Annotated in this window: 25 protein-coding genes and 1 pseudogene; 19 read left to right on the top strand and 7 right to left on the bottom strand. The window is 62.0% G+C overall.

The features are described 5' to 3' along the window. The 3 genes and pseudogenes from VNT00_RS03375 to rpe all read right to left on the bottom strand — a co-directional run. Positions 1 to 567 (bottom strand): annotated as a pseudogene (locus tag VNT00_RS03375) (anthranilate synthase component I); the annotation flags it as partial. Positions 568 to 826: 259 nt separating this feature from the next. Then, a complete protein-coding gene (locus VNT00_RS03370; protein ID WP_325584515.1) occupies positions 827 to 1534 on the bottom strand; it encodes a phosphoglycolate phosphatase in 708 nt (235 codons plus the stop codon). A 15-nt stretch (positions 1535 to 1549) separates the two neighbouring features. After that, on the bottom strand, positions 1550 to 2251 hold the full coding sequence (gene rpe, locus VNT00_RS03365; RefSeq protein ID WP_325584513.1) for a ribulose-phosphate 3-epimerase: 702 nt from the start codon (positions 2249 to 2251) through the stop codon (positions 1550 to 1552). 95 nt (positions 2252 to 2346) lie between these two features. Here rpe and apaG point away from each other — a divergent pair, with 95 nt between their 5' ends. The 10 genes from apaG to VNT00_RS03315 all read left to right on the top strand — a co-directional run bounded on the left by apaG (position 2347) and on the right by VNT00_RS03315 (position 12420). Then, the gene (apaG, locus tag VNT00_RS03360; RefSeq protein WP_325584511.1) at positions 2347 to 2721 is read left to right on the top strand and encodes a Co2+/Mg2+ efflux protein ApaG; all 375 of its coding nucleotides are present in this window, start codon (positions 2347 to 2349) and stop codon (positions 2719 to 2721) included. 25 nt (positions 2722 to 2746) lie between these two features. Beyond that, positions 2747 to 4033 carry a murein transglycosylase A gene (mltA, locus tag VNT00_RS03355; RefSeq protein ID WP_325584509.1) on the top strand — a complete coding sequence of 429 codons (1287 nt, stop codon included), beginning with the start codon at positions 2747 to 2749 and terminating at the stop codon, positions 4031 to 4033. Positions 4034 to 4040: 7 nt separating this feature from the next. Further along, entirely contained in the window at positions 4041 to 5213 is a 1173-nt protein-coding gene (locus VNT00_RS03350; RefSeq protein ID WP_325584507.1) for an FAD-dependent monooxygenase, read from the top strand. 122 nt (positions 5214 to 5335) lie between these two features. After that, positions 5336 to 6130, top strand: coding sequence for a DsbC family protein (locus VNT00_RS03345; RefSeq protein ID WP_414650874.1), 795 nt, complete (start codon positions 5336 to 5338; stop codon positions 6128 to 6130). A 246-nt stretch (positions 6131 to 6376) separates the two neighbouring features. After that, the gene (locus VNT00_RS03340; protein WP_325584505.1) at positions 6377 to 7360 is read left to right on the top strand and encodes a sugar ABC transporter substrate-binding protein; all 984 of its coding nucleotides are present in this window, start codon (positions 6377 to 6379) and stop codon (positions 7358 to 7360) included. Between the two features lie 14 nt (positions 7361 to 7374). Further along, a complete protein-coding gene (locus tag VNT00_RS03335) occupies positions 7375 to 8883 on the top strand; it encodes a sugar ABC transporter ATP-binding protein (RefSeq protein WP_325584503.1) in 1509 nt (502 codons plus the stop codon). Continuing rightward, positions 8880 to 9845, top strand: a complete 966-nt coding sequence (locus tag VNT00_RS03330; RefSeq protein WP_325584501.1) for an ABC transporter permease — start codon at positions 8880 to 8882, stop codon at positions 9843 to 9845. The genes VNT00_RS03335 and VNT00_RS03330 overlap by 4 nt, the downstream gene beginning before the upstream one ends. Beyond that, complete coding sequence (locus VNT00_RS03325; RefSeq protein WP_325584499.1) at positions 9842 to 10870, top strand: ABC transporter permease; 1029 nt, start codon at positions 9842 to 9844, stop codon at positions 10868 to 10870. The genes VNT00_RS03330 and VNT00_RS03325 overlap by 4 nt, the downstream gene beginning before the upstream one ends. Beyond that, complete coding sequence (locus tag VNT00_RS03320) at positions 10845 to 11483, top strand: isochorismatase family protein (RefSeq protein ID WP_325584497.1); 639 nt, start codon at positions 10845 to 10847, stop codon at positions 11481 to 11483. Before VNT00_RS03325 ends, VNT00_RS03320 begins: the two co-directional genes overlap by 26 nt. Positions 11484 to 11550: 67 nt before the next feature. Next, positions 11551 to 12420 (top strand): polysaccharide deacetylase family protein, encoded by an 870-nt coding sequence (locus VNT00_RS03315; protein ID WP_325584495.1) that lies wholly within the window; start codon positions 11551 to 11553, stop codon positions 12418 to 12420. Between the two features lie 27 nt (positions 12421 to 12447). Here VNT00_RS03315 and VNT00_RS03310 read toward each other — a convergent pair whose 3' ends face one another. The 3 genes from VNT00_RS03310 to glcC all read right to left on the bottom strand — a co-directional run bounded on the left by VNT00_RS03310 (position 12448) and on the right by glcC (position 15431). Then, positions 12448 to 13419, bottom strand: coding sequence for a LysR family transcriptional regulator (locus VNT00_RS03310; protein WP_325584493.1), 972 nt, complete (start codon positions 13417 to 13419; stop codon positions 12448 to 12450). Positions 13420 to 13765: 346 nt separating this feature from the next. Beyond that, the gene (locus VNT00_RS03305; protein WP_325584491.1) at positions 13766 to 14506 is read right to left on the bottom strand and encodes a TetR/AcrR family transcriptional regulator; all 741 of its coding nucleotides are present in this window, start codon (positions 14504 to 14506) and stop codon (positions 13766 to 13768) included. A 109-nt stretch (positions 14507 to 14615) separates the two neighbouring features. Then, positions 14616 to 15431: a transcriptional regulator GlcC gene (glcC, locus tag VNT00_RS03300; protein WP_325584489.1), complete on the bottom strand. Its 816-nt coding sequence runs from the start codon at positions 15429 to 15431 to the stop codon at positions 14616 to 14618. A 166-nt stretch (positions 15432 to 15597) separates the two neighbouring features. On the opposite strand from glcC, the gene glcD reads away from it, so the two are divergent. From glcD to VNT00_RS03275, 5 genes are all read left to right on the top strand, one after another. Then, positions 15598 to 17097, top strand: a complete 1500-nt coding sequence (glcD, locus tag VNT00_RS03295; RefSeq protein ID WP_325584487.1) for a glycolate oxidase subunit GlcD — start codon at positions 15598 to 15600, stop codon at positions 17095 to 17097. Beyond that, complete coding sequence (gene glcE, locus VNT00_RS03290) at positions 17097 to 18164, top strand: glycolate oxidase subunit GlcE (RefSeq protein WP_325584485.1); 1068 nt, start codon at positions 17097 to 17099, stop codon at positions 18162 to 18164. Before glcD ends, glcE begins: the two co-directional genes overlap by 1 nt. Positions 18165 to 18173: 9 nt before the next feature. Then, on the top strand, positions 18174 to 19391 hold the full coding sequence (gene glcF, locus VNT00_RS03285; protein WP_325584483.1) for a glycolate oxidase subunit GlcF: 1218 nt from the start codon (positions 18174 to 18176) through the stop codon (positions 19389 to 19391). Positions 19392 to 19567: 176 nt separating this feature from the next. Further along, a complete protein-coding gene (locus tag VNT00_RS03280) occupies positions 19568 to 20677 on the top strand; it encodes an aromatic ring-hydroxylating dioxygenase subunit alpha (RefSeq protein ID WP_325584481.1) in 1110 nt (369 codons plus the stop codon). Between the two features lie 195 nt (positions 20678 to 20872). Then, complete coding sequence (locus VNT00_RS03275; protein WP_325584517.1) at positions 20873 to 22036, top strand: ABC transporter substrate-binding protein; 1164 nt, start codon at positions 20873 to 20875, stop codon at positions 22034 to 22036. Positions 22037 to 22143: 107 nt separating this feature from the next. Here VNT00_RS03275 and VNT00_RS03270 read toward each other — a convergent pair whose 3' ends face one another. Further along, positions 22144 to 23061: a LysR family transcriptional regulator gene (locus VNT00_RS03270; protein ID WP_325584479.1), complete on the bottom strand. Its 918-nt coding sequence runs from the start codon at positions 23059 to 23061 to the stop codon at positions 22144 to 22146. A gap of 164 nt (positions 23062 to 23225) precedes the next feature. Between VNT00_RS03270 and VNT00_RS03265 the strand changes: the two genes are divergently transcribed. The 4 genes from VNT00_RS03265 (at position 23226) to VNT00_RS03250 (ending at position 26383) form a co-directional block, all read left to right on the top strand. After that, complete coding sequence (locus tag VNT00_RS03265) at positions 23226 to 24212, top strand: 2Fe-2S iron-sulfur cluster-binding protein (protein WP_325584477.1); 987 nt, start codon at positions 23226 to 23228, stop codon at positions 24210 to 24212. Between the two features lie 100 nt (positions 24213 to 24312). Beyond that, on the top strand, positions 24313 to 25575 hold the full coding sequence (locus tag VNT00_RS03260; RefSeq protein WP_325584475.1) for an aromatic ring-hydroxylating dioxygenase subunit alpha: 1263 nt from the start codon (positions 24313 to 24315) through the stop codon (positions 25573 to 25575). Between the two features lie 3 nt (positions 25576 to 25578). Continuing rightward, positions 25579 to 26049, top strand: coding sequence for an aromatic-ring-hydroxylating dioxygenase subunit beta (locus VNT00_RS03255; RefSeq protein WP_325584473.1), 471 nt, complete (start codon positions 25579 to 25581; stop codon positions 26047 to 26049). A gap of 13 nt (positions 26050 to 26062) precedes the next feature. Beyond that, complete coding sequence (locus VNT00_RS03250; protein WP_325584471.1) at positions 26063 to 26383, top strand: non-heme iron oxygenase ferredoxin subunit; 321 nt, start codon at positions 26063 to 26065, stop codon at positions 26381 to 26383. The last annotated feature ends 16 nt before the right edge of the window (positions 26384 to 26399 follow it).

Below are 26399 nucleotides of genomic sequence, written 5' to 3'. Positions count from 1 at the left end.
ATAGGCCTCGGGCTGTTGCGGGTCGGCGTAAACGACCAGGTAGGTGCGGCCGGCCAGGTTGTCGACCACCACGAACTCGTCCCCATGCAGCAGCATGATGTCGGGCGTGCCTTCGTCCTGGCCCGAAGGAAAGGGTTTGACGGCCGGCCCCAGCCGGGGCTCCATGTGGCGCACTGTGTCGTAGCCGAAGTAGCCGGCCAGCCCGCCCGCGAAACGGGGCATGCCCGGGCGCAGCGCCACCTTGAAGCGGGCCTGGTAGGCTTCGATGAAGGCCAGCGGGTCGCCTTCGTGGGTTTCCACGACCTTGCCCTGGTGCACGACCTCGGTCAGCGTGCCGGTGGCGCGGATGATGGTCTTGGCGGGCAGGCCGATGAAGGAATAGCGCCCGAAGCGTTCGCCGCCCACGACCGACTCCATCAGGCAGCTGTTGCGTCCGCCCTCGGGGCCGCTGTAGGCCAGCTTCAGGTAGATGGACAACGGGGTGTCGAGGTCGGCGTAGGTTTCCGCCATGAGGGGAATGCGGTTGTACCCCTGGGCGGCAAGTGCGTTGAATTCGATTTCTGTCATGGTGCTCTCGGGTTGGCTTTGTGGTGCACAAGGACCGGACAGAATCAAAAAAGCCCGGCCATGATTTGTATGGTTCCGGGCTTGGCTGCTTGGTAATGCAGTCGGCACGAGAAGACGGGGTCTTACATGCCGGGAGGGATCACCGCCACCCAGAACACAAGCGCCACCAACGCCAAGTGGCGTTGGGAGTTGTGCAATAAGACAGGGTAGCGATCATGGTGTTTGTTTTTTTGAACGTTGCCGAAGATGCTGGAAGGAATCAGGCGGAACCCAGGAGGGCGGTTTGGCCCTGGCCGGTTCGGCGCTTGCTGATCCATTGCGCGGCGGCTTCGATGGACATAACTATATCATCGACTTTCAGATTTTGCACGTCCTGGCCGTGGTTGTAGCCGTACGGAACGGCCAGGGCGGCGATGCCGGCCGCCTGGGCCGCCTGGGCATCGTTGATCGAATCGCCGATCATCACCGCCTGTCCGGGCGCGGCGCCCAGTTGCGCGCAGGCATGCAGCAGGGGCGCGGGCTGCGGCTTCTGCTCGGGGCAGGTGTCGCCGCAAACCACGCATTCGAAATACGGCGCCAGCCCGCTGCGTTCCAGCAGGGGCAGGGTGAATTCGGTGGGCTTGTTGGTTACCACGGCCAGCTTCAGGCCCATGCGCGCGAAGGCCCGCAGTCCTTGCTCGACCCCCGCATACAGGACGGCGCGCTGGCCGTTGAAACGGTGGTAGTGCTGGCGGAACAGCGCTTGCGCGCGCTCCTGCAGGAGGGTCTGGTCGCCGCTTTTCCCCTGGCGGGCCAGAACCGAGGCAATAAGCGCTTTCGTGCCTTTGCCCACAAGCGAAGCGACGGTTTCCTGCGAAAGCTGCGCAAGGCCCAGATCGGCAAGCATGGCGTTGGTGGCGTCGGCCAGGTCGGGAATGGTGTCGAGCAGGGTGCCGTCCAGGTCCAGCAATACAGCGGTATATGGCATGTTCTTGGCGCGGCTTCAGACGGAAATGGTTTCGCCCTTGAGGATTTCGGCGCGCATGGCGGCAATGACCTCCTTGTAGTCCGGCTGCCCGAAAATGGCCGATCCGGCGACGAAGGTGTCGGCGCCGGCGGCGCGTATGGCCGCGATATTGCCGACCTTGACGCCGCCGTCGACCTCCAGCGCAATGGGCTGGCCGCCCTGTTCCTGCCAGGCCTGGATTTTGCGGCGGGCCTGGGCCAGCTTGGCCAGCGTGGCCGGAATGAAGCTTTGGCCGCCGAACCCGGGGTTGACCGACATCAGCAGCACCACGTCGAGCTTGTCCATGACGTAGTCCATCCAGTCGAGCGAGGTGGCCGGGTTGAAGACCAGGCCGGCCTTGCAGCCGTGTTCCTTGATGAGGCCCAGCGTGCGGTCGGGGTGGCGGGAGGCCTCGGGATGGAAAGTGATGATGTTGGCGCCGGCCTTGGCAAATTGCGGGATAATGGCGTCGACGGGTTCGACCATGAGATGCACGTCGATGGGCGCGTCGGTGTGCGGGCGCAGGGCTTCGCACACCATGGGGCCGATGGTCAGGTTGGGTACATAGTGGTTGTCCATGACATCGAAGTGAATCCAGTCGGCGCCGGCCGCGACCACATTGCGGACTTCCTCGCCCAGGCGGGCGAAATCGGCGGAAAGCAGGCTGGGGGAGATGCGGGTGGTGGGTGTCGTGCTCATGGGCGTAAACTGGATCCGTTTGCAAAAGAAAAAACTGGCGCAAGCGCCATTATTGCAGGTTAGGGCCTGTTAACCCTATTATCGGGAATTTTTACATGAAGCCTTACGACCTGTCCGTTATCGTGACGCCGCAATATCTGCCCGAACAATCCGATCCCAACGAACAGCAGTTCGTATTCGCCTACACGGTCCGAATCACCAATAACGGCGCGCATCCGGCCCAGGTCATCAGCCGCCACTGGGTCATCACCGACGGCCGGCAAAACGTGCAGGAAGTGCGCGGCCTGGGGGTCGTGGGGCAGCAGCCTTTGCTGAATCCGGGCGAAACATTCGAATACACAAGTGGCTGTCCCTTACCAACACCCATAGGCACCATGCGCGGTACTTACCATTGCGTGGGCGATAATGGCATTCCGTTCGAGGTGCCCATCGACGAATTCGTCCTGGCCATGCCGCGCACCTTGCATTGAATCGCTTTCCCCTTTACCGATGTCCATGAAGAAACTATTGCTTTCGTCCGCGCTGCTGGCGCTTCTGGCCGCGTGCAGCACGGTGCCGCCCGAGTCCGGAGTGACGCCGGCGCCCTCCGTCGGGCAGGCTGAAAACCTGGTCGAACAGCCCTTGCGAGTTCCCGATCTGGCCGCCATGCGGGACACCAAGCCCCGTGCCCTGGCCGGAAAATTCCAGCAGGCCAGTTGGGCGGCCTTGCCGGGCTGGCAGTCCGACGACCTGCATCTGGTCTGGAAAGCATTTGTCAATAATTGCAAGGGCTTGATGCGGCCGGTGTCGGGTTCGCTGGCTCTGCCGGCGCGGGCGACGCCGCGGGTCTGGCAGCCGGTTTGCTCTGCTGTGCTGCAGTCGGGCATTGCCGTCGGCAACCCCGATACCGCCCAGGTGCGCCGGTTCCTGCAAGAGCATCTGCAGCCCTGGCGGCTTCTGGACCCCGCCGGGCATGCGGCGAAAAACATGGTGACGGGCTACTACGAGCCTCTTATCCACGCTTCGCGCATCCACCAGGGGGCTTATCAATGGCCTTTGTATGCCGCTCCGGCCGACCTGCTTACCGTGGATCTGGGCGCGGTGTACCCCGAGCTGGCCGGCAAGCGCGTGCGGGGCAAGCTGGTCGGCAACCGTGTCGTGCCCTATGACACCCGGGCCCAGATTGCTTCGTCGCCCACGCAGCCGCCCGTCATTGTCTGGGCCAACGACCCGGTCGACGCGTTCTTCCTGCAAATCCAGGGCTCGGGCCGTGCGCAGCTGCCCGACGGCGAAGTCGTGCGCCTGGCGTATGCCGACCACAATGGCCGCCCTTACGCGTCCATCGGCAAGTGGCTGGCCGATAAAGGCTATATGCCTCTGTCGCAGGCTTCCATGCAGAACATCAAGGCTTGGGCCAAAAGCAATCCCGGCCGGGTGCAGGAAATGCTCAACGCCAACCCCGCCATGGTGTTCTTCCGCGAAGAGGCCATCGTCGATCCGGAGCTGGGCCCCAAGGGCGCCTACGGCCTGCCGCTCATCGGCGAGCGCTCCGTCGCCATCGACACGACCTTCGTGCCGTTGGGAACGCCGTTGTTCCTGTCCACGCAATATCCGGCTTCGAAGAAGCCCTTGCAGCGCCTGGTGTTTGCGCAGGATACCGGCGCCGCCATACGGGGCGCCGCGCGCACCGATTTCTATTGGGGCTTCGGCGAAGAAGCCGGAGCGCAGGCCGGCCGCATGAAGCAGCAGGGCGAAATGTGGGTGCTGTGGCCCAAGCAGGGCGGCGCGCCTTCTGCTAGGTAAGCCCTATATGAATACCGAAAACATCGTCGTATGCGGAACCAGCATCGTCGGCCTGGCCACGGCGCTGGGGCTGACCAAGGCGGGGCTGCGGGTAACGCTGCTAGGCCCCAGCGTAGCCGCGCCGCCGGCGGTGCCCGGCCAGTATTGCCCGCGCGTTTACGCCATATCGCCCTCCAGCCAGAGTTTCCTGGAACACCTGGGCGTATGGGGCATGCTGGATGCCGCGCGGATAACGCCGGTGGAATCCATGGAAGTGTTCGGAGACGCAAGCGGGCAGGTGGCGCTGCGTGCCTGGCAGGCCGCCATGCCCACCCTGGCCTGGATCGTCGAATCCAGCGAGCTGGAGCGCGTGTTGCGGCAGGCTGTGCAGGTTTTCGGCATCGCCTGGCAAGCCGAGAAGTTTCAGGGCCTGGAATCCGGCGCGGTTGTGACCGACACGGGCCGGCGCATTCCGGCTGGCCTGGTGGTGGGCGCCGATGGCGCAAGCTCGCCGGTGCGCGCCGCCTCGGGCATCAGCCATGAGTCCAAGGCCTATCACGCCACCGGCCTGGTCGTGCATCTTACCGCCGAGCTGCCGCACTTGAACGCCGCCTTGCAGTGGTTTACCTTCGATGGCGTGCTGGCCTTGCTGCCCATGCCCGATACCGCTGACGGACACCAGGTCTCCATGGTGTGGTCCATGCCTCGGGCCCAGGCCGATGCGCTGCAGGCTTTGCCCGAGGCCGAACGCAATGCCCAGCTTGAACTGCGCCTGCTGGAAGCCAGCCAGGGGCGATTGGGCCGGCTGACGGTGCGTGGTGTGTTGGCGGGTTTTCCCCTGTTCCTGGAAAAAAGCGGCATGGTGGCGCCCGGCGTCGCGCTGGTGGGCGATGCGGCCCACCGCGTGCATCCCCTGGCCGGCCAGGGTCTGAACCTGGGGCTGGCGGATGCCGAGCAACTGATCGACGTGATCCGCAACCGCGAGCCGTTCCGGGCCGTGGGCGAGATGCGTGTCCTGAGCCGCTACCGGCGCGCGCGCGCCGAACCAGTGCTGGCCATGAGCCTGGCCACCGACGGCCTGCACCGCCTGTTTGCATCGCAGGCGGCGCCGTTGGCCCTGGCCCGCAACGCGGGCATGCAACTGGTCGACCGGCTGCCTTTCGTCAAGCGCTTCCTGATAAGCGGCGCATCGGGCGGTTGAGTAGCGTGCTGTCTGGTATGGCCCATAGCCTATATAATCGCTCGACCCGCGATGTTGTTACTATATTATTCAGACTTTCAGGTTTCAGAGGTTTCATTATGGCTCGGCCGTTAGCAGGTTTGATGTATTCGGTGTTGGCTGGCAGCGTGCTGGCTTTGGGGATGCTGGGGGCAGCCCGCGCCCAGGATGCCAAGGCTCCGGCAGCCGGCGATGCCGCGCCGGCCATGTCGGTGGAGGGGCCCGCCGAGCAGGACCAGCCCGCCTCGGCCGATGCGCTGGCCAAGGTCAAGGAAGCGTTCGAACACCGCTTCGCCGGCATCCAGGTTACGGCGGTGCGCCCCACGCCGCTCGCCGGGCTGTTCGAGGTGCAGGTGGACATGAACCTGATGTACACCGACGCGAACGCCGACTACGTGCTGCAAGGCTCGCTGATCGACGCGAAGGCGCGCGTGGACTTGACGGCCCAGCATCTGGCGAAGCTGTCGGAGGTGCCGTTCGATACGCTGCCGCTGAACATGGCGATCAAGCAGGTAAAGGGCAATGGCTCGCGCAAGATCGCCATGTTCGAAGACCCGAATTGCGGGTATTGCAAGCAGATGCACCGCACGCTTGAAAGCGTGGACAACATTACCATCTACACCTTGCTGTACCCCATCCTCGCGCCGGATTCCACCGTAAAGGCGCGCAATATCTGGTGCGCGAAGGATAAGGCGGTCGCCTGGCGCGACTGGATGGTCAATGCCAAGACACCGGCGCAAGCGCAATGCGATGCGCCCATCGACCAGTTGCTGGCGCTGGGGCATAAGCTGAGCGTGCGGGGCACGCCGACCATAATTTTCGCCGACGGCAGCCGGGTCGGCGGCGCGATGCCGCTGGATGCCTTCAACAAAAAACTGGCCAGCGTAAAGGCCAAGTAGCGGTTGCTGGCTGCCGAGCCGGGCGCGGCCGGCTCGTTTCGTTCTTGCTTCACATTGCGCTCTCGTCGTGGCCCGTGGGGAGCCGCGCATGAGGGGTTAACCCTGCCATAAAAAATTGTATGGCTACCGGCATATAAATAGTATTAGACCCTCGTCCGGCGCGATGCTCCAATTCGTGAACGGGACGAGGTTTTCGCAGGTGCGACGGCCAGCGTCCTTGATCATGACAAGAACGAGGAGCAAGCCGTGATTCGTATCAAGCCTTCCGCCCTATTTTCATTTTTTGCGGCCGTCAGCCTTGCGTTGGGCATGGCGTCGGCGCAAGCGCAGGTCAATGGCAAGCGCATCGCCTACCTGACCGCAACGACAAGCAATCCCTTTATCGCGGCCCTGGCCGCGACCATCCAGTCCGAAAGCGAAAAGAACGGCATGGCAGCCACCGTGCTGACCAGCCCCTACGATGCCGCCTTGCAGAGCCAGCAGGTCAACGACGTGATCGCCAAGGGATACGACGCGCTGGTCATTACGCCCATCAGCGAACGGGGCATCATCCCGGCCCTGGTCGCGGCCAAAAACGCCAAGCTGCCTGTCTTTGTCGTCAACTCCCCGGTGGCCGACGGCAATGACGGCCTTTACGAGTCGTTTATCGGCGAAGATCACGTGGTTCTGGGGAAACTGACCGGGGAGGCGCTCGCAGCCGCCCTGAAAGACCGCAAGAATCCCAAGGTGGCTCTCGTCACCGGCTCCTTGGCCGAAGGCGTTGCGCCACGGCGTCTGCAGGGCTTCAAGGCGGCCGTGGCCGCTCACCCCGAGATCAAGATCGTGGCTACCGAAGATGCCAAATGGGATACCGCGGCCAGCGAACGCATCGCCGGCCAGTTGTTCGCGCGCTTCGCCGCGCAGGGCGGGCTGGATGCCGTTTACGGCATGGCGGACAACATGGCGCACGGAGTCATATTGGCGGCCAAGGCGGCGGGTGTGCCCTTGGGAACAGGCAAGGGCGAGTTGGTCGTCGTCAGTTCAAACTGCATGAAGTTCGGTGTGGATCACATTCGCAACGGCGAGCAATACAGCACTGCCACGCAAATGCCGGTGCGTACGGGCAAGGCGGCCGTTGCGACAGTCGTCGACTTCCTGAATGGCAAGCCTGTCGAAAAGCACAACTATCTGAAGATGGCGGCCATTACCAAGGCCAATCTGGCCGAGTACGCGGACGCCTGCACGTATTAAGCGGACGAGTCAGCATGACGCAGGTACTTGAAGCCCGCAATGTTCAAAAGGCATTCGGCACGATCCAGGCGCTACGGCCTACTTCGTTTTCCGTTGCACAGGGCGAAATTCGCGCCCTGTGCGGTGAGAATGGCGCGGGCAAAAGCACCTTGGTCAAGTTGTTGACGGGAATCCATCGTCCCGATGCCGGTGAAATCCTGGTCGATGGCGTAGCCAGGCATTACAAAAGCTCTCGAGATTCGCAAGCCGACGGAATAGCCTTCGTGTCCCAGGAGCTGAGCATCATTCCTCATCTCTCTGTATTGGACAACGTCTTGCTCGGCCATCGCGACGTGCCGTTCCTGCATCGGCGTGCAAGCCTGCGCCGGCAAGCGGCCGAGGCATTGGAAGTGGTCGGGCTGGATCAGTTTGCCCTGGGGACTCTGGCTGCCGAGCTTTCACTGGGCGAATGGCAATTGCTTGAAATCGCGCGCATGCTTGCGCGCAAGGCACGTGTGCTTTTGCTGGACGAACCGACGGCCACGCTCAGCGATGGCGAAATCGAGCGGGTCTTCGCAGCGCTGAGGCGTGTCCGAGGCCTGGGCTGCTCCGTTATTTTCATTACTCATCGCCTGGCGGAAGTCTTCGAGATCTGCGACAACGTGACCGTATTGCGCAATGGCGCCGAGGTGGCGACCCTGCCGATTGCCCAGGTGGATCGGGAAAGCCTGATCGAGATGATGCTGGGCCGCTCCTTGGGACAGATGTATCCGCCGGCCGGAAGCCCGAGCGCCGAAACGGGCTTGGCGGTTTCGAATCTTGCCGTGCCGGGCATCGTGCATGCCCTTTCCTTTCAGGCGCTGCGGGGGCAGGTCGTCTGTCTTTCGGGCCAGATAGGCTCGGGGGCGGCGGAAGCCGTGCGAGCGCTGGCGGGACTGGTCTACAACGCCACCGGACGGGTCATGGTGGGCGGTCGTCCCATGCGTCTTGGCTCTGTCGGCGAGGCGGTGCGGGCCAATGTCCGGTTCGTGTCCGAGGACCGGGCCGGCGAAGGAATTTTCCTGGATCTGCCAGTACGGCTCAATCTGCTGGCCTCCCAGTTGGAGCGTATCGCAACGGCGGGCTTCATTTCGCAGCGGAAACTGGATCAACTGGCGCATGACGCCTGCGTCAAGGTGGCGCTGGACCCCGCCAGGCTGAGCTCGACCGCCGGCGATCTCAGCGGCGGCAACCAGCAGAAGATTGCCGTGGCCCGTTCCTTGACGGATAGCGAGTTTGGCGTTCTGTTGCTGAACGAGCCAACGCGGGGAGTCGATGTGGGTGCTCGCGCCGAAATCTATGGGCTCATGCGCCGGGTTTGCGATCAAGGTTTTTGCATTGTCATGATGTCGACGGATATTGAAGAGGTGGCGGGCATGGCGGATGTGGTGATCACGATGTTCAAAGGCCGGCAGGTGGCGCGGTATGCGCGGCCGGATATTTCGCGCAACCGCCTATTGTCCGACATCACGCACAGCGAGCAGCCCCTGGAGAAGGCGGTATGAGCGTCTCTGCATCTTCCAGCATGCCGAGGCGCCGGCTCGAGCGGGCGGGCTCCCCCGATATGCAAACCTGGGTCACGTGCGCAGCTTTGGCCGTGCTTGTCATCGCGGCTTTCACGACTTCGGGCTTTGCCAGCCTGCCCAACCTCATTGCTCTTACCGGCACGCTGTCGCTGATCGGCTGCGTGGCGGTGGGCATGACGTTCATTACGTTGTCGGGCAATATCATGTCGTTCTCGCTGGGCGCTACATGCGCGGCGACGGCGATGCTGGTCGCTTATCTTTCTGGCCATGGCTTTGTCCTGGCCGCCGGGGCCGGGCTCGTCCTGGCGATGGCGCTCACAGCGGCTCAGGGCCTGTTGATCGGGGTGTTTCGGGCCAATCCGTTGATTGTCAGCATTGCGTTTCTCAGCCTGATGCTTGGCGTGGCGCAGTACATCGCCGGCGGGCAAAGCATCTACGTTCATGCAGACGCCCTGAATCTGCTCAAAGGCCGCTTGGCGGGCGTACCGATACCTCTTCTGGTGTTTTTGGGGGCGGTCGTTGCCGGAGAAGCCGTTTTGCGTTTGACGAAATTCGGCCAGAACGTGATTCTCGTGGGAGCCAACATCGACGCGGCGGTAGTGGCCGGCATACGGCCATGGAGCACGGTGGCCGGTAGTTATCTTGCCGCCGGACTCTTTACCGGAGTTTCAGGGATATTGCTTGCCGCGCGCTACGGATCGGGCTCCATGGAGTTCGGCGTGGGCTTCGATTATTCCGCGATTTCCGCGGTCCTTGTGGGAGGAACCGCCATCGGCGGCGGCCACGGCTCGGTGTTGCGCACCATGGCCGGCGTCGTATTCATCGGAGTATTGCAGAGCCTGCTGTTGTTGCATGGGCTGGATGTCCAGTATCAGTATCTGTTCATCGGCCTCATCGTATTGGCGGCTATTCTGCTGCAGTCCCGGAGGGGAAGGCGATGAAGAGCATCCATCGACTGCTGGCGCGTCCCGTGCTGCGTCCTTATTTATTGCTGGCGTTGGTCGTCATTGTCTTCAGCGTTCTGCTGGGGGCGGGTAATTTCCTGTCGATGCGCAGCGCATCGAGCATATTCCAGCATTTCGCCACAATCGGTCTGGTGGCCTTGGGACTGGGCCTGACGATGCTCATGCGTGAATTCGATCTGTCCGTGGCGGGCATGATGGGCCTGGGCGGATGCGTGGCTGTTCTAGCGGGAAACGATTCGGCCGTGCTGGGCGTGCTGGCGGCATTGTGCGTCGGCGCGCTTGGCGGTCTCGCGCAGGCGGCCATCATGGTCTGGCTAAGGCTGGGGTCGGTTCCGGTCACCCTGGGGGGACTGCTTACCTTCATCGGCGCCTCGTATGTCATTACGGGCAACCAGACCATTCCTTTCGAGAACATGGAAGTCGCCATTGCCGTCAATGCACCGGTCCTGGGTTTTATCTCCTTGAGGGCGCTGGTCGTGGTGGTGTTGTTCCTTGTCGCAGCGTCAATCATTGGGTACACCAGGGTCGGCCGCGACTTGGTCGCGGCAGGCAGCAACCGGCAGGGCGCTGTGGTGGCCGGCGTCAATCCCCATGCCATACAACTGGGCGTCTTTGCCTGCTCGGGGGCCTTGGCTGCTTTGGCTGGCGCCATGCTCAGTTTCGGCCTGCTGTCCGCATCGCCGTCGGGCGCGGTGGCGGACATTCTGGTGCCGGCCGTCGCCGCCGCGATTCTGGGCGGGGTGTCCTTGTCGGGCGGCGTGGGGCGGCCGCTTGGAATTGCCGCCGGGGTGTTGATTTTATGTGTCTTGCGTACGGGGCTGACCTCGCTGGGGGTGCAGCCTTACGTGCACGACGTGGCAACGGGCGCAATTCTGCTGGCCGTTGCCATTGCGGATGGCCCGCACCTGGCCATGCGGCTCTATCAGCTTGGCTGCGGGCGAAAAGCACAGTGGTTGCATCATCAAGGAGATTTACGTGCAGAACCAAACGATTTCAGATGAAGAGTTTTTCCGGCAGCGCGGATTCGGGCAGGCCATCGGCTTTGGCAAGCGCGCGGCGCTTATCGTGGTCGACATCATCCAGGCCTTCACCGATCCGGACATGCCCTTGGGATCGAATCTGGATGACGAGATCATCGTCGCGAACCAGGTAATCGACGCCTGCCGGTCGGCCAAAGCCCCTATTTTCTTCACGACGACCGCCTACGACGATGCGGGACTGAAGGACGGCGGGATCTGGGTGCTCAAGCAGACCGGGTCAGCCACACTGCGCAGCGGCACGCCCGCCGTGGAACTGGATTCGCGACTGCACTACCAGGATGGCGATTCATTGCTGATCAAGAAATACGCGTCCTGCTTTTTCGGCACCGACTTGCTGTCGCGGCTGGTGGCGCACGGCGCGGATACGGTCATCATCGTCGGCTGCACGACCAGCGGCTGTGTGCGCGGCACGGCGGTGGACGCCGTGCAAAACGGATTCCGCCCCATCATCGTGCGCGAGGCCGTCGGAGATCGGTCACGCGCCGCGCACGAGCAAAGCCTTTTCGACCTACAGGCAAAGTACTGCGATGTCGTCGGCCTGAGCGAAACGCTGGACTACCTGAGGGTCGCCTGAACGACAGGTTTTCTCCGGGGGGATCCCAGGCGATTTTCCCCGACATATAAAAGACGGAGACTTATCAATGCAAGAGCCAAACAGATTCGATTATTCGCCCATTACCGAGCGCCCGCCGCTTAAACTGCCCAACGGTGCACGGGTTGCGGTTTGGGTCATACCCAACGTCGAGCATTTTTTATTCGATCGACCTTCTACCTCGTTGACGGGCGTCACGGCGGGCTTGGTTCCCGACGTTCTCAACTATTCATGGCGCGATTTCGGCCCGCGCGTCGGGTTCTGGCGTATGCTCGACATCATGAACAAGCACGGTGTTCGGGGAACCGCGGCGCTCAATTCGGATGTCTGCCGCTTTTATCCCCAGCTCATCAAGGCCGGCAACGAACACGGCTGGGAGTGGATGGCGCATGGCAAGAACAATTCTCAGTTGATCACCAAGCTGGAAATGGATGAAGAGCGCGAGCTCATCAAGCATGTCATCGACACCATCCATGAAGCCTCCGGGAAGCGTCCCCGGGGGTGGCTCAGCCCCGCACTGAGTGAAACCGCCAATACTCCCGACTTGCTGGCCGAGGCGGGCATAGAATATACGGCCAACTGGGTGAACGACGAACAGCCCTATCCGTTCAAGGTAAAGAGCGGCTCTTTGATTTCCTTGCCCTATGCGATCGAGATCAATGACATTCCCTGCTTTTTGGATCTGAAGCAAAGCGGCGAGCAGTTTGCCAAAATGATATGCGACACATTCGATGTGCTGCATGAGGATGCGGCGGACAGTGCACGGGTCATGGCGATTTCCATACATCCGTTCCTGATCGGCCATCCGCATCGTAGCAAGCCCTTCGACCGGGCTCTGCAGCATATCCGCGATACCGGTGGTGCCTGGTTCGCCACAGGTTCTGAAATTCTCGATTGGTATCTATCGGCGCGCAGTTGATGTTTGAGCCTGGGCGGGCTCCCGACCCTAGATATAGCCCGCCACTGGCGCGCGCGCATCGATTCTACGAGCCAGACCGTCCTGACGGTCGACAATCATGTCGATCAGATCCGACAAATACGGCATGACACTAGCCTCGTCGAGGAAGGGAGAACCGGGCGTGCGTGCCGAGCGGACGACGTACATGGTCTGGGTCATCAGTGGGTCGTCGATGCGTCGTACCACCAGTTTGCCGCTGGCAACCTCACGCGCCACGGAGCCGTAGGGCAGGACACTGGCCGCCATGCCGCGCAGCATGATTTCACGCAGGCCGGCAATGGATTGCATTTCGTACATGATTTCGCATGGCAGCCCGCGTTCTCCGGCGGCATGTTCCATGATGCAGCGCCCTGCGTCGCGCTTGCCTCCTGTTGCCATGTCCCGGTCAAGCGCTTGTTCCAGTGTCACGATTTCTTCTTTAGGCGCCTGATCCGCTCGAGTTACGAGCAGAAGCTCTTCGCGGAGCACCGGGGTTAGATGGATGCCGGGGCGTTCGGCAACCGAGTAGGCGAATGCAATGTCGATTTCCTTGTTTTCCACGGCATCCACCAGGACGAAGCTGGGATCTTCACGCAGGCAGACCGAGGCATTGGGAAGCTGCTCGCGGCCGATGACTATGGCTTCGGTGCCTATCAGCATGACGAGGCTGGAAGGCATGCCCAGGTTCAGCAGTTGACGGGGCTGTTGCCCAAAGCGCGACACGTCGGTCCGCATCTGCTCCATATAGCCAAACAGGGCGCAGGTGCGCGAATAGAGCAGTTCGCCCGCGGGGGTGGCGTCGACTCCGCGTGAGTGGCGCTGCAACAGCGGCACTCCGACGGTTTCTTCCAGTTGCCGTATGCTCAGGCTGAGAGCCGGCTGGGCGATATAGAGCTGTTCGGCGGCCCGGGTGATGCTGCCGGTTTCAACGACTTTGGCGAAGTAGCGCAGTTGTCTGATATTGAGCAGGGACTCTTTCATGCTTGCCTCGTGTGTCCGTCCTCGGGACATGTAAACAGCGTGTACCAGCGCCGCGTGCCGCTATGTGGGCACTACGGATGAGAAGGAATAGCTTCACGGCGTGAATGCCGGATACGCTGGACATGCTCGTCAGCGTTATGCGGCAGCCGGGGAAACGTTGGGGCGTTGCTGATGCTTGGGTGCGGCATGGCTGACGGCTTGGGCCGTTTTTTGCCGCCCGCGCGGCGCTTGTGAGTTGTCTCCGACCGAAGCCCCTTGTTTGGAGACATGCTGCCGCGCTTCGCGGCTATTGTCAATAAGGAACAGCTCTGTGGATTTGTGCTTCGGGCCGGTAGTTTGTTTCGCTTCAAGGGCCAGGGAGCTTGCCTGCCTGCCTCGAGGGCTTGCCCACCGGAAACTTCTCGTTGACGATTTTTATCCAGTCTTTCAGGCAGTCGTCGTAGTAGGTTTCGTCCTTGGCCCACATGCGGTTGACGGCCATGCCGCGCACCATGTTCAGCGAAAGGTTGAGTATGGTGCGGGCCTGCTGCGGCGAGTGGCCTGCCTTCTTGAAGACTTCCAGCCAAAGCGCGTTGGTGGTCTTGCGGTAGTGATCCATGACCGGGTAGATGCGGGCCATGAGCTCGGGGTCGGTGCGCGACACGACGATGACTTCCAGCGCGGTGTGGAAGGGCCAGTCGAAATACACGCTTAGCTGGTCGGAGATGAAACTTTCGATCGGTTTCTTTACCGCTTGAGGGGTGCGGGCCAGACGCTGCCCGCGGATGATGCATTCGTCGTACACCGCGGCCGTCGCCGCGATGACGAGTTCGGCCTTGTTGGCGTAGTGATGCATCAGGGCGCCGTTGGAAAGCCCGGCCGTCTTGGCGACTTCCTTGGTGGTCAACCCGTTGTAGCCCTTGCGCCGCAGGACGCTTATGGTGGCGGCCAGCAGACGCTCTTTGGCGTCGCGGCTGCGATCCTCCTGCGTGCGCCGCTGTGCCTTGACGGGCTCGGGAACGCGGCCATCGAGCAAGGGCAAAGCGTCGGACGATTCCGGCTCTGGCGTGGTGTCTTGATCGATGGAGGGGTTCTTTCTGGAAGCCATGCGCGGTGGGGTTCGGATTGAGACTGGTCGAGCCGATTATATCGTCAGGGGTGTTTCGCTCGCGGCGGTGACGTTGCTGCGCCGCCGAGGCACGGTGTTTGCGCCAAGGCTAGGTCCATTCTTCCAGCCTCAGCGTGGCGCGGATCAGGCGCTGTTCTTCCCGTTCGATTTCTTCCAGGTTTTTTCTGATGCCCCGGATATGGTCTTGCGCGGCTTTGCGCGCTTGCTCGGGCAGTTTCCCGGTTACCGCCTGGAACAGGCGGGCATGCTGGCGGTCGATCTGCTTTTTTTGTGCCTCGCGGTGGTAAAGGTTGTTGACCGAGGCGAAGACCGAGCTTAGCAGCAGATTGGTCAGCGAACCCAAGGTGTGAACCAGCACGGGATTGTGAGAGGCTTCGTAGATGGCAAGGTGGAAAGCGTGGTCCAGCCTGGCATGGGCCTGCGGGGTGGTTTCGCGGCCCTGGGCCTCGGTCAGTTGCTCATAGCGGCGCGCGATCAGCGCATAGTCGGCCTGCGTGCCGCGCAGCGCGGCCAGCCGGGCCGATTCGGCCTCTAGGAGCTCCCGCACTTCCAGCAGGTCGAACAGCGTGCGCGGCTGGGAGTCCAGAAGATGCAACATGGGCGTTGTCTGTACGGCTTCGGACATCAGGTTGGCGACGAACGAGCCTTTGCCGTGGGAGGTCGTGATCAGGCCGCGGGCCCGCAATAGATTGAGCCCTTCGCGCAGCGCCGCGCGCGACACGCCCAGCTTTTCGGTCAAGCGCCTTTCCGAGGGAAGCATCTGGCCGGCCTTGAGCACGTTGTCGACGATCAGGCGTTCGATTTTCTCGGCGACGGCGTCAGCGACGGTTCGATTCCTATCGGCTTCCAATTCGTGACTAAAACTGGTATGACCAGATGGTTTTATGTGAATTTCTTGCTTCATGAATTTTAATCATGTATTTGTTTTTAATAAGTAAATTTCTTTTAAATACGGAAGATAGCTTTTAAAAAGTGGTCTGTCCAGTTGATTTTCATATGGACAAGGCACGGTTTCTGGTGGAGCATCGTGCTGTCTGCCCTGGGAGCCATATGAAAAGAGGTGTTGAGGCATGAGCCTACTGTACGACGAGCGGGTTGACGGCGAGTTGCCGAACGTGGATAAGCAGGCGGTCCTGCGGGTGTTGAGGGCCACCGTGCCAGACCTGCGCATCCTGCACGAACTGGAAGACCTGCGGCCTTTCGAATGCGATGGCTTGTCCGCTTACCGCACGGTTCCCATGCTGGCGGTACTGCCCGAAACTGTCGAGCAGGTGCAGGCCATATTACGATTTGCCTCGTCCCATGGCGTGCCGGTGGTGGCGCGCGGGGCGGGAACCGGCTTGTCGGGCGGCGCTCTGCCGCTGGAAAAGGGCATCCTGCTGGTCATGGCGCGCTTCAACCGCATTCTTTCCATCGACGCCGCCGCGGGTGTCGCCCGGGTGCAGCCGGGGGTGCGCAATCTGGCGATTTCCCAGGCGGCGGCGGATTTCGGGCTGTACTATGCGCCCGACCCTTCGTCCCAGATAGCCTGTTCCATCGGCGGAAACGTGGCCGAAAACGCCGGTGGGGTGCATTGCCTGAAGTACGGCCTGACACTGCACAATATTCTCCAGGTTACCGTCGTGACCATCGACGGCGACATCCTGACGCTGGGGTCGGAGGCGCTGGACTGCCCCGGGTTCGACCTGGTCGCCCTGTTCACCGGCTCGGAAGGCCTGCTGGGCGTGGTGGTCGAGGTCACGGTAAAGCTCCTGGCCGTGCCGCAAGCAGCCAAGGTGCTATTGGCCAGCTTCGACGATGTGGAGAAGGCGGGCGCCGCGGTCGCCATGATCATCGGCGCGGGCATTGTGCCCGCAGGCCTGGAAATGATGGACAACCTTGCCATCCGGGCGGCGGAAGACTTCGTCCACGCCGGTTATCCCGTCGATGCGCAGGCCATATTGTTGTGCGAACTCGACGGCGCGCAGGCCGACGTCGCCGAGGATTGCGCCAGGGTCGGCGCCGTCCTGCACGCGGCGGGCGCCGTCGAGGTGCGTGTGGCCAAAGACGAGCAAGAGCGCCAGCGCTTCTGGGCCGGCCGCAAGAACGCCTTTCCGGCGGTGGGGCGGATTTCTCCCGATTATTACTGCATGGACGGCACCATCCCGCGCAAAGAGCTGCCCCGTGTATTGAAGCGAATTGCCGAGCTGTCCGAAGAATATGGCCTGCGGGTCGCCAACGTGTTTCATGCAGGCGATGGCAATATGCACCCATTGATCCTGTTCGACGCCAATATGCCGGGCGAGATGCAGCGGGCCGAAGACATCGGCGCGAAGATCCTCGAACTGTGCGTGGAAGTGGGCGGGACGATTACGGGTGAGCATGGCGTGGGCCGCGAAAAAATCAACCAGATGTGCGCGCAGTTCGACAGCGACGAGCTGCAATACTTTCATGCCTTGAAGGAAGCCTTCGACCCGCATCGGCTGTTGAATCCCGGCAAGAATATCCCGACACTGAATCGTTGCGCCGAGTTCGGGTCGATGCACGTGCACGCGGGAAAAATGGCGCATCCAGAACTGGAGCGTTTTTAATGGGCGGGGGCGATCGTTCGGCGGATATCGCCGGCCGCCTGGTGGACCAGGTACGACAGGCGATTGCGGACGGAGCGACGCTGCGTATCCGCGGTGGAAACAGCAAGGCCATGCTGGGCCGTCCGGTGGAAGCGGCCGAACTCGACGTCCGTGGTCATCGCGGCATCGTGAAATACGATCCAAGCGAACTGGTCGTGACGGTTCGCGCGGGCACGCCGCTTGCCGAGCTGAATGCGGTTCTGGATGCTCAAGGGCAGATGCTGCCTTGCGAGCCGCCCGAATACGCGGGAAACGCAACGGTAGGGGGGGCGGTGGCCAGCGGCCTTGCCGGGCCGCGCAGGCCATGGTCGGGTTCGGTGCGGGACTTCGTGCTGGGCTGCCGCCTTGTCACCGGCCAGGCCAGGCACTTGCGGTTCGGCGGCGAAGTCATGAAGAATGTGGCCGGCTTCGATGTTTCGCGGCTGATGGCGGGCAGTTTCGGATGCCTTGGCGTGCTGACCGAGTTGTCGTTGAAGGTGCTGCCCAAGGCGCGTGAATCGCACTGCCTGTATTTCGATATGGAAGCCGGCGAGGTCCCGGCCGCGTTGTCCCGCTGGCGCCGTGCCGCTTTGCCCCTGACTGGCGCGCTGTACATGGCCGGCAGGCTGCATGTGCGGCTCGAGGGCGGGGCGGGCTCCGTGCAGGCCGCCTGCGGCCAGATGGGGGGCGAAGACGAAGCGTTGCAAATCTGGAGCGACCTGCGCGAACAGCGTTTGCCGTTCTTTGGGGACGGCCGGCCTTTATGGCGCCTTTCGGTTCCGGTCGATGCGCCTGTCGTCGAACTGCCCGGCGAGAGCCTGCTGGATTGGGGCGGCGCCCAGCGCTGGCTCAAGAGCGATGCGCATGCCCAGGAAATACGCGGGCTGGCTCAGTCCTTGGGAGGGCATGCCACGTGCTTCACCCCCGGCCCGGGCATCGAGCCGTTCCATCCGCTGCCCGAGGCGATGCTGCGCATCCAGAAGCGCTTGAAAGCCAGCATGGACCCGCACGGTATTTTCAATCCGGGACGCATGTACCCCGAAATCTGAAGAGCGGCAATGCAAACCAATCTAAGCGAAAACATCAAAGGCCTGCGACGTGCCCAAGAGGCCGAAAGCATCCTGAGGTCCTGTGTGCATTGCGGCTTTTGCAACGCAACCTGCCCAACCTACCAGATCACGGGCGACGAACTGGATGGTCCGCGCGGGCGCATCTATCTGATCAAGTCGTTCCTCGAAGGCGGGCAGGCAAGCGAAAAGACGCAACGGCATCTGGATCGCTGCCTGACATGCAGGAACTGCGAAACGACCTGTCCGTCGGGCGTCCGGTATCACTCGCTGCTCGATATCGGGCGCGCCCAGATGGCGGAGCACGTTTCCAGGCCATGGAAGCAAAGGCTGTTGCGAGGCTGGCTGCGGCTTCTGGTCCCCCGGCGTGCCGCGTTCGGCGCGGCCTTGAAGGCCGGACGCTGGCTTCGTCCCTGCTTGCCCGCAGGCTGGCAGGCAAAAATTCCGGCGCGGGCGGCTGTGGCGAAGGCGAGGCCGCCCGCGCGGCATGGACGCAGGGTCCTCATGCTCGAGGGCTGTGTGCAGCCCGCGCTGTCGCCCAATACGAACGCGGCGGCCGCCCGTGTGCTGGACAGGCTTGGCATCAGTGTTGTGGCGGCCGCCAGCGCCGGCTGCTGCGGCGCCACCGACTATCACCTGGACGCGCAGGAAGAAGGGCTGGCGCGCGCGCGGCGCAATATCGATGCCTGGTGGCCGGCCATCGAAGGTGGCGCCGAGGCCATCGTGATGACAGCCAGCGGCTGCGGCGCTTTTGTGAAGGAATACGCGGATCTGCTAAGCCACGACCCCGCCTACGCGGAAAAGGCCCGGCGCGTCAGCAGCCTGACCCGCGACCTGGCCGAAGTCATCGCCGCCGAGCCGCTGACCGAACTGCGCGCCGATCCGCACATGAAAGTGGCCTTCCACTGCCCGTGCACATTGCAGCATGCCCAGAAACTTGGCGGCTCCGTGGAACGCATACTGGCGTCGCTGGGGTTCGACCTGGCGCGCGTGCGGGATGCGCATTTGTGCTGCGGGTCGGCGGGTACTTATTCCATAACCCAACCCGAACTGGCCACGACGCTGCGCAACAACAAGCTGGATGCTCTGGAGGCCGACAAGCCTGACGTGGTCGCCACGGCCAATATCGGCTGCCAGACGCACCTGAGCAGCGCGGCGCGCACACCCGTGCGGCACTGGATCGAGCTTGTCGAGGAAGCCCTGCTCTAAAAAGGCGGTTCAGTTACGCTGTTGATACAAATAAAAACAAACCGTCTACTCTGTTTGTGATAATTTTACGGAAAATCAATCAGCAGGAATGAGCAAGATCGCTTGCGGGCCGAGTCCGGGTGGGGTCGGCGCCAAAGGCCGCGGGCGCGAGCATTTGTTCGATCAAGGAGACGACAATGGCATTTATCAAAAACGCCTGGTATGTGGCGTGCTGGAGCGACGACGTCAAAGAGGGCGAGCTGTTTCATCGCAAGCTGCTCGACGAGCCGGTGGTTTTCTACCGCAAGCAAAACGGCGACGTCGCGGCGTTGCAGGATCGGTGTCCGCACCGCTTCGTGCCTCTGCATCTGGGCAAGATCGTGAACGATGGCGTGCAGTGCGCCTACCACGGCCTGGAGTTCGACTGTACGGGGCAGTGTGTCAAGAACCCGCACGGCGAGGGAAAAATCCCGGCGGCGGCCAAGGTGAAAAGCTATCCGGTGGCCGATCGGCACCGCATGATCTGGATCTGGATGGGCGACGAGCCCGCCGATCCGGCGAAGATCCCCGACTACAGCGTACTGGACGAAGGCTCGGGCTATGGCACGAGCTTCGGCCATTTGAACATTCCGGCGCATTACGAGCTCATGGGCGAGAACCTGCTGGATCTCAGCCATATCACCTACGTGCACGACGGCTACCTGGGCAGCCCGGAGCAGGTGGGCGCCGACCAGGAGCTGGTCGAGGACGGCGACAACCTGCAGTGCAACCGCTGGATGCCCAATATCTCGGTGCCGGGCATCTTCGACATGCTGTACCGCCGCGACGGCAAGCCGGTGGATATGTGGACCAATATGCGCTGGATTCCGCCAAGCTGTTTCCTGCTGGATACCGGCGTGCACGAGGTCGGCGGCAAGCGTGAAGACCATGGCTGGTACTACGGGGTGCATATTCTGACCCCCGAAACCGAAAAGACCACCCACTACCATTTTGCCGCCGCCATGCCGGCCGGCACCAGCCTTCCCCCTGAAGCCGACAAGAAGTTCCGGGAAATGCGGCGCTATGCCTTCGAGATGCAGGATCTGCCCATGATCGACGCTCAGCAGGAGGCGATCGGCGATTCGGATTTCTGGGCGATGAAGCCGGTGTTGCTGAGCATTGATGCGGGGCCGGTGCGCATGCGCCGCAGCATCGAGCGCATGCTCAAGGAAGAGGCGCAACGCAGCGCGGAGAAAGCCGCTGCGCCCGGAGCTCGCGCGGCCGGCGCCGTGGCGGCGCCCGACCCGGTTGCCGCCGAGATGCACTGAACCCGCGCCAAAGCGCAAGCCGCGTGCGCAGGCCGAGACTTGCGCCTCAGGACGCGGCCCGAAATCATTGCCGGAGCCGAAGGCTCCAGCGGTTGTTGCGGGGGAGCTCCGGGTCTTGGATCGGGAGCTCTTCGTGTGCAGTACCGCAGTTCATTATTAGAAACTTGAAAACCCAGGAGACAAATCTTGAAGAAAATGATTCATGCCGCGTTGGCGGCTTCGGCATTGTCGTTGTCGTTTGCGGCGGCGGCCCATGCCGATCCAATCAAAATCGGCTTTATCGGCGAGCTTTCGGGCCCGGCCGCGGCGGTGGGGCAGGACATGCTGGATGGCTTCAACCTGCTGCTGGAGGAGCAGGGCGGCAAGCTCGGCGGCCATGCCATCGAGCTCATCCGCGAGGACAGCCAGCTGAAGCCCGACGTGGCCAGGCAGGCGGCGCGTAGCCTGGTTGAAAAAGAAAAAGTGCCCATCATCACGGGGGTGTCGTTCTCGAACGTGATGATGGCCATCCACAAGTACGTGACCGATCACGAGGTGTTTCTTGTGGGGTCGAATGCCGGGCCATCGCAGATAGCGGGCAAGCAGTGCTCGCCGTACCAGTTCATTACTTCGTGGCAGGGAGACCAGGCCGCCGAGGCGGTGGGCAAGTACGCCCAGGAGAAAGGCTATAAGAAGGTCGTGGTTCTGGCGCCCAATTACCAGGCCGGCAAGGATATCGTCAACGGCTTCAAGCGCTATTACAAAGAGCCGCTGGCCGACGAGCTGTACACCTCGCTGAAGCAAATGGATTTTTCTTCCGAGCTGTCAAAGGTCACGGCAGTCGAGCCCGACGCAGTGTTCGCGTTTTTCCCCGGCGGGATGGGTATTGCGTTTGCCAAGCAGTATGCCCAGGCCGGATTGAGCGGCAAGCAGCCTTTGTTGACGACGTTCGTGGTGGATGCGCTGTCGTTGCCGGCCATCGGCGACTCGGCCATGGGAATCATAAGCGGCGGCTTCTGGGCGCCCGATTTCGACAACCCGCAAAGCCGCAAGTTCGTCAAGGATTTCGAAGCCAAGTACAAGCGCGTTCCCTCGAACTATGCGGCGCAAAGCTATGACGCGGCGCTGCTGCTGGATTCGGCCATTGCCAAGGTCGATGGCAAGGTCGGCGACAAGCCGGCCTTCATGGCGGCGCTGAAGGCGGCGGATTTCAAATCGGTGCGCGGCGACTTCAAGTTCGGCAACAACCATTTCCCCATCCAGGGCATGCACATCATGGAGGTGGTCAAGGACGGGCAGGGGCGGTTGAACCTGAAGACCATCGCCACGCCGTTCAAGAGCTACCAGGATGCGTATCACGGGCAATGCCCGTTGCCGTGACGAGGCGGTGCTGGCTGCCGCCCCGAGGGCGGCCAGGGTTTCCGGGAGGGCCCGCAACTTCCCTTCCGTTCACGCCGGCGTCCGCTCAGGCCGCGTGTTAACAGGCCCTAATTTAACGAGGTCGAAAACAGGTTGAAGATGACGTTGCGCAGCCACTGATTGCCCGGCTCCTTGTGGTACTTGGCGTGCCAGAACAGGTTGATGCCGATCTTGGGCAGGGCAATCGGGTGGCTGACGTAGCTTAGATTGAAGGGCTCGGCGTAGCGTCGGGCGTAGCGTTCGGGCACGGTGGCGATCATGTCTGAGGTCGCCAGAATATGTCCCACGGCCACGAAATGTGGTACCAGCAAGCGCACCCGCCTTTTCGACCCTTTGCTTTCGATGATTTCGTCTACGTGCGCATGGCCCGTTCCGGTGGAAACCACGACCACATGATCCGCGTCGAAGAACTGGCGCTGGGTGATCTTTCCTTTGTGCCTGCTTAATGGGTGCTCTTTGCGGAACAGGCAGACATAGCTTTGCATGAACAGCCTTTGCTGGAAAAAGCCTGTTTTAAGCTGGGGCAGCAGGCCGATGGCCAGATCCACGCGGCCTGTTTCCATTTCGTCGCGCAGGTTGTCGGAGCTGTTGCGCACGGTGCTCAGCGTGACGCCCGGAGCGATTTCCTCCAGAAGATTCATGAGCTTGGGCAGCAGCTCGATCTCGCCCAGGTCGGTCATGCCCAGGATGAACTTGCGCTTGCTGGTGGACGGGTCGAACACCGTTTGCTGGTTGAGTGTGTTGTGCAGGGTGCTGAGCGCGTAGGCAATGGGCTCGGCAAGCTGGATGGCGTACGGAGTGGGTTCCATGCCCCGCGAGGTGCGCAGGAACAGCTCGTCGCCCAGCAGGATGCGCAGCCGCTTGAGCGCATTGCTGACCGTGGGCTGGGTGAGCCCCAGCTTTTCGGCGGCGCCCGAGACGCTGCGCTCGGTCAGCAAATGGTGGTAGATGACCATGAGGTTCAGGTCGATGTCTTTGAGGTCCATGGAGGCCGTCCGGAATAATGATATTCAGGAAATCTATACAGTTAATTCATCATATTCTATTTATCTATTTTAATCCCGTGCCTATACTGAACGCGATTCAAGTTTTTATGGATCGCAGCCGCGCCGGCGAACGATGCGCGGATGCATAAAACACGAGACGAGTCATGGAATTACTAGTACAGCCTTTGGATCAGACGTTGATGGTCGAGGCCGGCGCCAATCTGCTGGAGGTTCTGCGCTCCAACGACGTGCCTATTTCGTACAGTTGCATGGCGGGCCGCTGCGGCACCTGCCGCTGCAAGGTCGTCGATGGCGAAGTGCTTGAGTCGGGCCGCGAAATCAAGCGCACCGGCCTGAACGACGGCGGCTACGTGCTGGCGTGCATGAGTGTGCTTACCGGGGCCTGTACGGTGGAAATCCCCGAGCCCGACGAGGTGGTCACGCATCCGGCGCGCATCATCAAGGCCAAGGTGGTGTCCGTGCAGGACATGACCCACGACATCAAGTGCGTGCGTCTCAAGCCCGCCAAGCCTCTTGAGTACTCGCCCGGCCAGTACGCCACGCTGCAATTCAGCCCTGAACACATCCGCCCCTATTCCATGGCCGGCCTGGCCGAGGACGGCGAACTGGAGTTCCATGTCCGCGTGGTGCCCAATGGGCGTGTCAGCGGCTATGTGAACAGCGAACTCAAGGAAGGCGATGCGGTGCGCGTCAGCGGCCCGCTGGGCACGGCGTATCTGCGCCGCAAGCACGAAGGGCCAATCTTGTGCATCGCCGGCGGCACGGGCCTTGCCCCGGTGCTGTCGATCGTGCGCGGCGCGCTTGCCGAAGGCATGGAAAACCCTATTCATATTTATTTCGGCGTGCGTTCGGAGGATGATATTTACAAAGCCGACGTGCTGGAACAGATTGCCAAGGCGCATCGCAACGTTCGCGTCCATATCGTGGTGGCGTCCGGGCCGGCCGGCGCGGGCCTGCGCACAGGGCTGGTTACCGATGCCGTGGCGCAAGACTGGCAAAGCCTCGAAGGCTTTCGCGCCTATGTCTGCGGCGCTCCTCCCATGGTGGAGGCGGCCAGCCTGCTGCTGACCGGCAAGGGCCTGCCTGCCGAGCACATATATGCCGATGCGTTCTACGCCAGCGGCACGTAGCAAGAAAGCCGGGCAGCGCCGCGCGACGCCGTCCGATGCATGGAAATCATGGAAATTGCGCCCCGCGGGGCCATCAATAGTTTGAACAAGGAGACGAGTCATGGGTGACATTCCTGTTGTTTTTCCCACGAACCCCCAGTGGCAGGCCGAAGGCACAAGCCGGATCCCGTTCTGGGCCTATACCGACCACGACGTCTATAAAAAAGAGCTGGAGCGGCTCTTCTACCACGGGCACTGGTGCTATGTGGGCCTCGAGGCCGAAGTCCCGAACCCCGGCGACTTCAAGCGCACCGTCATCGGCGAGCGTTCGGTCATCTTGACGCGCGACATGGATGGCGGCATCAATGTCGTCGAGAACGTCTGCGCGCATCGGGGCATGCAGTTCTGCCGCGCGCGCACCGGCAACAAGAAAGAGCTGGTCTGTCCGTACCATCAGTGGAACTACAGCCTGAAGGGCGACCTGCAGGGTGTGCCGTTCTTGCGCGGGGTCAAGCAGAACGGCAAGGTCAACGGCGGCATGCCCAAGGAATTCAAGACCAGCGAGAACGGCCTGAACAAGCTGAAGGTCGCCACGCGGGGCGGCGTGGTGTTCGCCTCGTTCGACCACGACGTGCAAAGCTTCGAGGACTATCTCGGTCCCGAGATCCTGGGCTATTTCGATCGCCTTTTCAACGGGCGCAAGCTGACCATACTGGGCTACAACCGCCAGCGCATTCCGGGCAACTGGAAGCTCATGCAAGAGAACATCAAGGACCCCTACCATCCTGGGCTGCTGCATACCTGGTTCATCACCTACGGCCTGTGGCGCGCCGATAACAAGTCGGCCCTGCGCATGGACGAGCAGTTCCGCCACGCGGCCATGATTTCCACGCGCGGCAACAGCGGCCAGAAGAACGAAGTGACCAGCGGCGTCACCAGCTTCAAGGAAAGCATGGAAATCCAGGACAAACGGCTGCTCGACATTGTGCACGAAGACTGGTGGGGCGAGCCCACGGCCGTCATGCTCACCGTATTCCCCAGCGTCATCTTCCAGCAGCAGGTCAACAGTGTTTCCACCCGCCACATCCAGCCCAACGGCAATGGCACCTTCGATTTCGTCTGGACGCATTTCGGTTTCGAGGACGATACGCCCGAAATGACGCAGCGCCGCCTGGTGCAGGCCAATCTGTTCGGCCCGGCCGGCTTCGTGTCGGCCGACGACGGCGAAGTCATCGAATTCTCGCAGCACGGGTTCGAGCAAAAACCCTACCATCGCGCGGTGGCCGAGCTGGGCGGCTACGGCGTCGAAGACACCGACCACATGGTGACCGAAACACTGATACGCGGCATGTACAACTACTGGCGCAAAGTCATGGAGATCTAAAAAATGGACTTTCAAACCTATTTCGACTTGACGACGCTGTATTCGGACTATGCGGCGGCGGTGGATGCCTACGATTGGGAAAAATGGGCGGATTTCTTCGTGGAGGACTGCGAATACAAGGTGCAGCCGCGCGAAAACCACGAACGCGGCTTCCCCTTGTCCACCATGTGGTTCATCAGCCGCAACATGCTCAAGGACAGGGCCTACGGCATACGCGAAACCCTGTTTCACGATCCCTACTACCAGCGCCACGTCGTCGGCGCGCCCCGCGTCGTTTCCCACGAGGGCGGCATCATCCAGGCCGAGGCCAACTATGCCGTGTTCCGCACCAAGCTCGATGGCGAGTCCACCGTATTCAACGTGGGCCGCTACCTGGACAGGATCCGGGTCGGGCAAGAGGGCATGAAGTTCGAGTCGCGCTTTTGCATCTACGACTCCGAGATGATCCCCAACTCCATTATTTACCCTATTTGAACGAGGCGGCAGCATGACGAAAAACTGGATAGACGTACTGGCTTCCGAAGACGTGCCCGAGGACGACGTCATCGGCGTGGATGCCGGCGGCAGGCAATTGGCCATCTACAGCGTGGAAGGCGAATTCTTCGCCACCGACAATATCTGTACGCACGGCCATGCGCGGCTTTGCGACGGCTTCCTGGAAGGTTTCGAAATCGAATGCCCGCTGCACCAGGGCCGCTTCGACGTGCGCGACGGCAAGGCGCTGTGCGAGCCTCTTACCGAGGACATCCGCAGCTATCCCCTGAAGATCGAGGATGGCCGGGTCTGGGTGGAGCTGGACGAAGCCTGACCTCGGCTTGCCGCGC

This window comes from Eoetvoesiella sp. (genome assembly GCF_035555955.1).
Classification (GTDB): domain Bacteria; phylum Pseudomonadota; class Gammaproteobacteria; order Burkholderiales; family Burkholderiaceae_B; genus Eoetvoesia.
The sequence above is the reverse complement of the archived record's forward strand: the minus strand, read 5'-3'. Positions and strand labels throughout refer to the sequence as shown.

Excerpts from the sequence above, each read along its gene's own strand:
- VNT00_RS03370 (WP_325584515.1), bottom strand. The coding sequence starts at position 1,534 with ATGCCATATACCGCTGTATTGCTGGACCTGGACGGCACCCTGCTCGAC.
- rpe (WP_325584513.1), bottom strand. The coding sequence starts at position 2,251 with ATGAGCACGACACCCACCACCCGCATCTCCCCCAGCCTGCTTTCCGCC.
- apaG (WP_325584511.1), top strand. The coding sequence starts at position 2,347 with ATGAAGCCTTACGACCTGTCCGTTATCGTGACGCCGCAATATCTGCCC.
- mltA (WP_325584509.1), top strand. The coding sequence starts at position 2,747 with ATGAAGAAACTATTGCTTTCGTCCGCGCTGCTGGCGCTTCTGGCCGCG.
- VNT00_RS03350 (WP_325584507.1), top strand. The coding sequence starts at position 4,041 with ATGAATACCGAAAACATCGTCGTATGCGGAACCAGCATCGTCGGCCTG.
- VNT00_RS03345 (WP_414650874.1), top strand. The coding sequence starts at position 5,336 with ATGTATTCGGTGTTGGCTGGCAGCGTGCTGGCTTTGGGGATGCTGGGG.
- VNT00_RS03335 (WP_325584503.1), top strand. The coding sequence starts at position 7,375 with ATGACGCAGGTACTTGAAGCCCGCAATGTTCAAAAGGCATTCGGCACG.
- VNT00_RS03330 (WP_325584501.1), top strand. The coding sequence starts at position 8,880 with ATGAGCGTCTCTGCATCTTCCAGCATGCCGAGGCGCCGGCTCGAGCGG.
- VNT00_RS03325 (WP_325584499.1), top strand. The coding sequence starts at position 9,842 with ATGAAGAGCATCCATCGACTGCTGGCGCGTCCCGTGCTGCGTCCTTAT.
- VNT00_RS03315 (WP_325584495.1), top strand. The coding sequence starts at position 11,551 with ATGCAAGAGCCAAACAGATTCGATTATTCGCCCATTACCGAGCGCCCG.
- VNT00_RS03310 (WP_325584493.1), bottom strand. The coding sequence starts at position 13,419 with ATGAAAGAGTCCCTGCTCAATATCAGACAACTGCGCTACTTCGCCAAA.
- VNT00_RS03305 (WP_325584491.1), bottom strand. The coding sequence starts at position 14,506 with ATGGCTTCCAGAAAGAACCCCTCCATCGATCAAGACACCACGCCAGAG.
- glcC (WP_325584489.1), bottom strand. The coding sequence starts at position 15,431 with ATGAAGCAAGAAATTCACATAAAACCATCTGGTCATACCAGTTTTAGT.
- glcD (WP_325584487.1), top strand. The coding sequence starts at position 15,598 with ATGAGCCTACTGTACGACGAGCGGGTTGACGGCGAGTTGCCGAACGTG.
- glcE (WP_325584485.1), top strand. The coding sequence starts at position 17,097 with ATGGGCGGGGGCGATCGTTCGGCGGATATCGCCGGCCGCCTGGTGGAC.
- glcF (WP_325584483.1), top strand. The coding sequence starts at position 18,174 with ATGCAAACCAATCTAAGCGAAAACATCAAAGGCCTGCGACGTGCCCAA.
- VNT00_RS03280 (WP_325584481.1), top strand. The coding sequence starts at position 19,568 with ATGGCATTTATCAAAAACGCCTGGTATGTGGCGTGCTGGAGCGACGAC.
- VNT00_RS03275 (WP_325584517.1), top strand. The coding sequence starts at position 20,873 with ATGATTCATGCCGCGTTGGCGGCTTCGGCATTGTCGTTGTCGTTTGCG.
- VNT00_RS03270 (WP_325584479.1), bottom strand. The coding sequence starts at position 23,061 with ATGGACCTCAAAGACATCGACCTGAACCTCATGGTCATCTACCACCAT.
- VNT00_RS03265 (WP_325584477.1), top strand. The coding sequence starts at position 23,226 with ATGGAATTACTAGTACAGCCTTTGGATCAGACGTTGATGGTCGAGGCC.
- VNT00_RS03260 (WP_325584475.1), top strand. The coding sequence starts at position 24,313 with ATGGGTGACATTCCTGTTGTTTTTCCCACGAACCCCCAGTGGCAGGCC.
- VNT00_RS03255 (WP_325584473.1), top strand. The coding sequence starts at position 25,579 with ATGGACTTTCAAACCTATTTCGACTTGACGACGCTGTATTCGGACTAT.
- VNT00_RS03250 (WP_325584471.1), top strand. The coding sequence starts at position 26,063 with ATGACGAAAAACTGGATAGACGTACTGGCTTCCGAAGACGTGCCCGAG.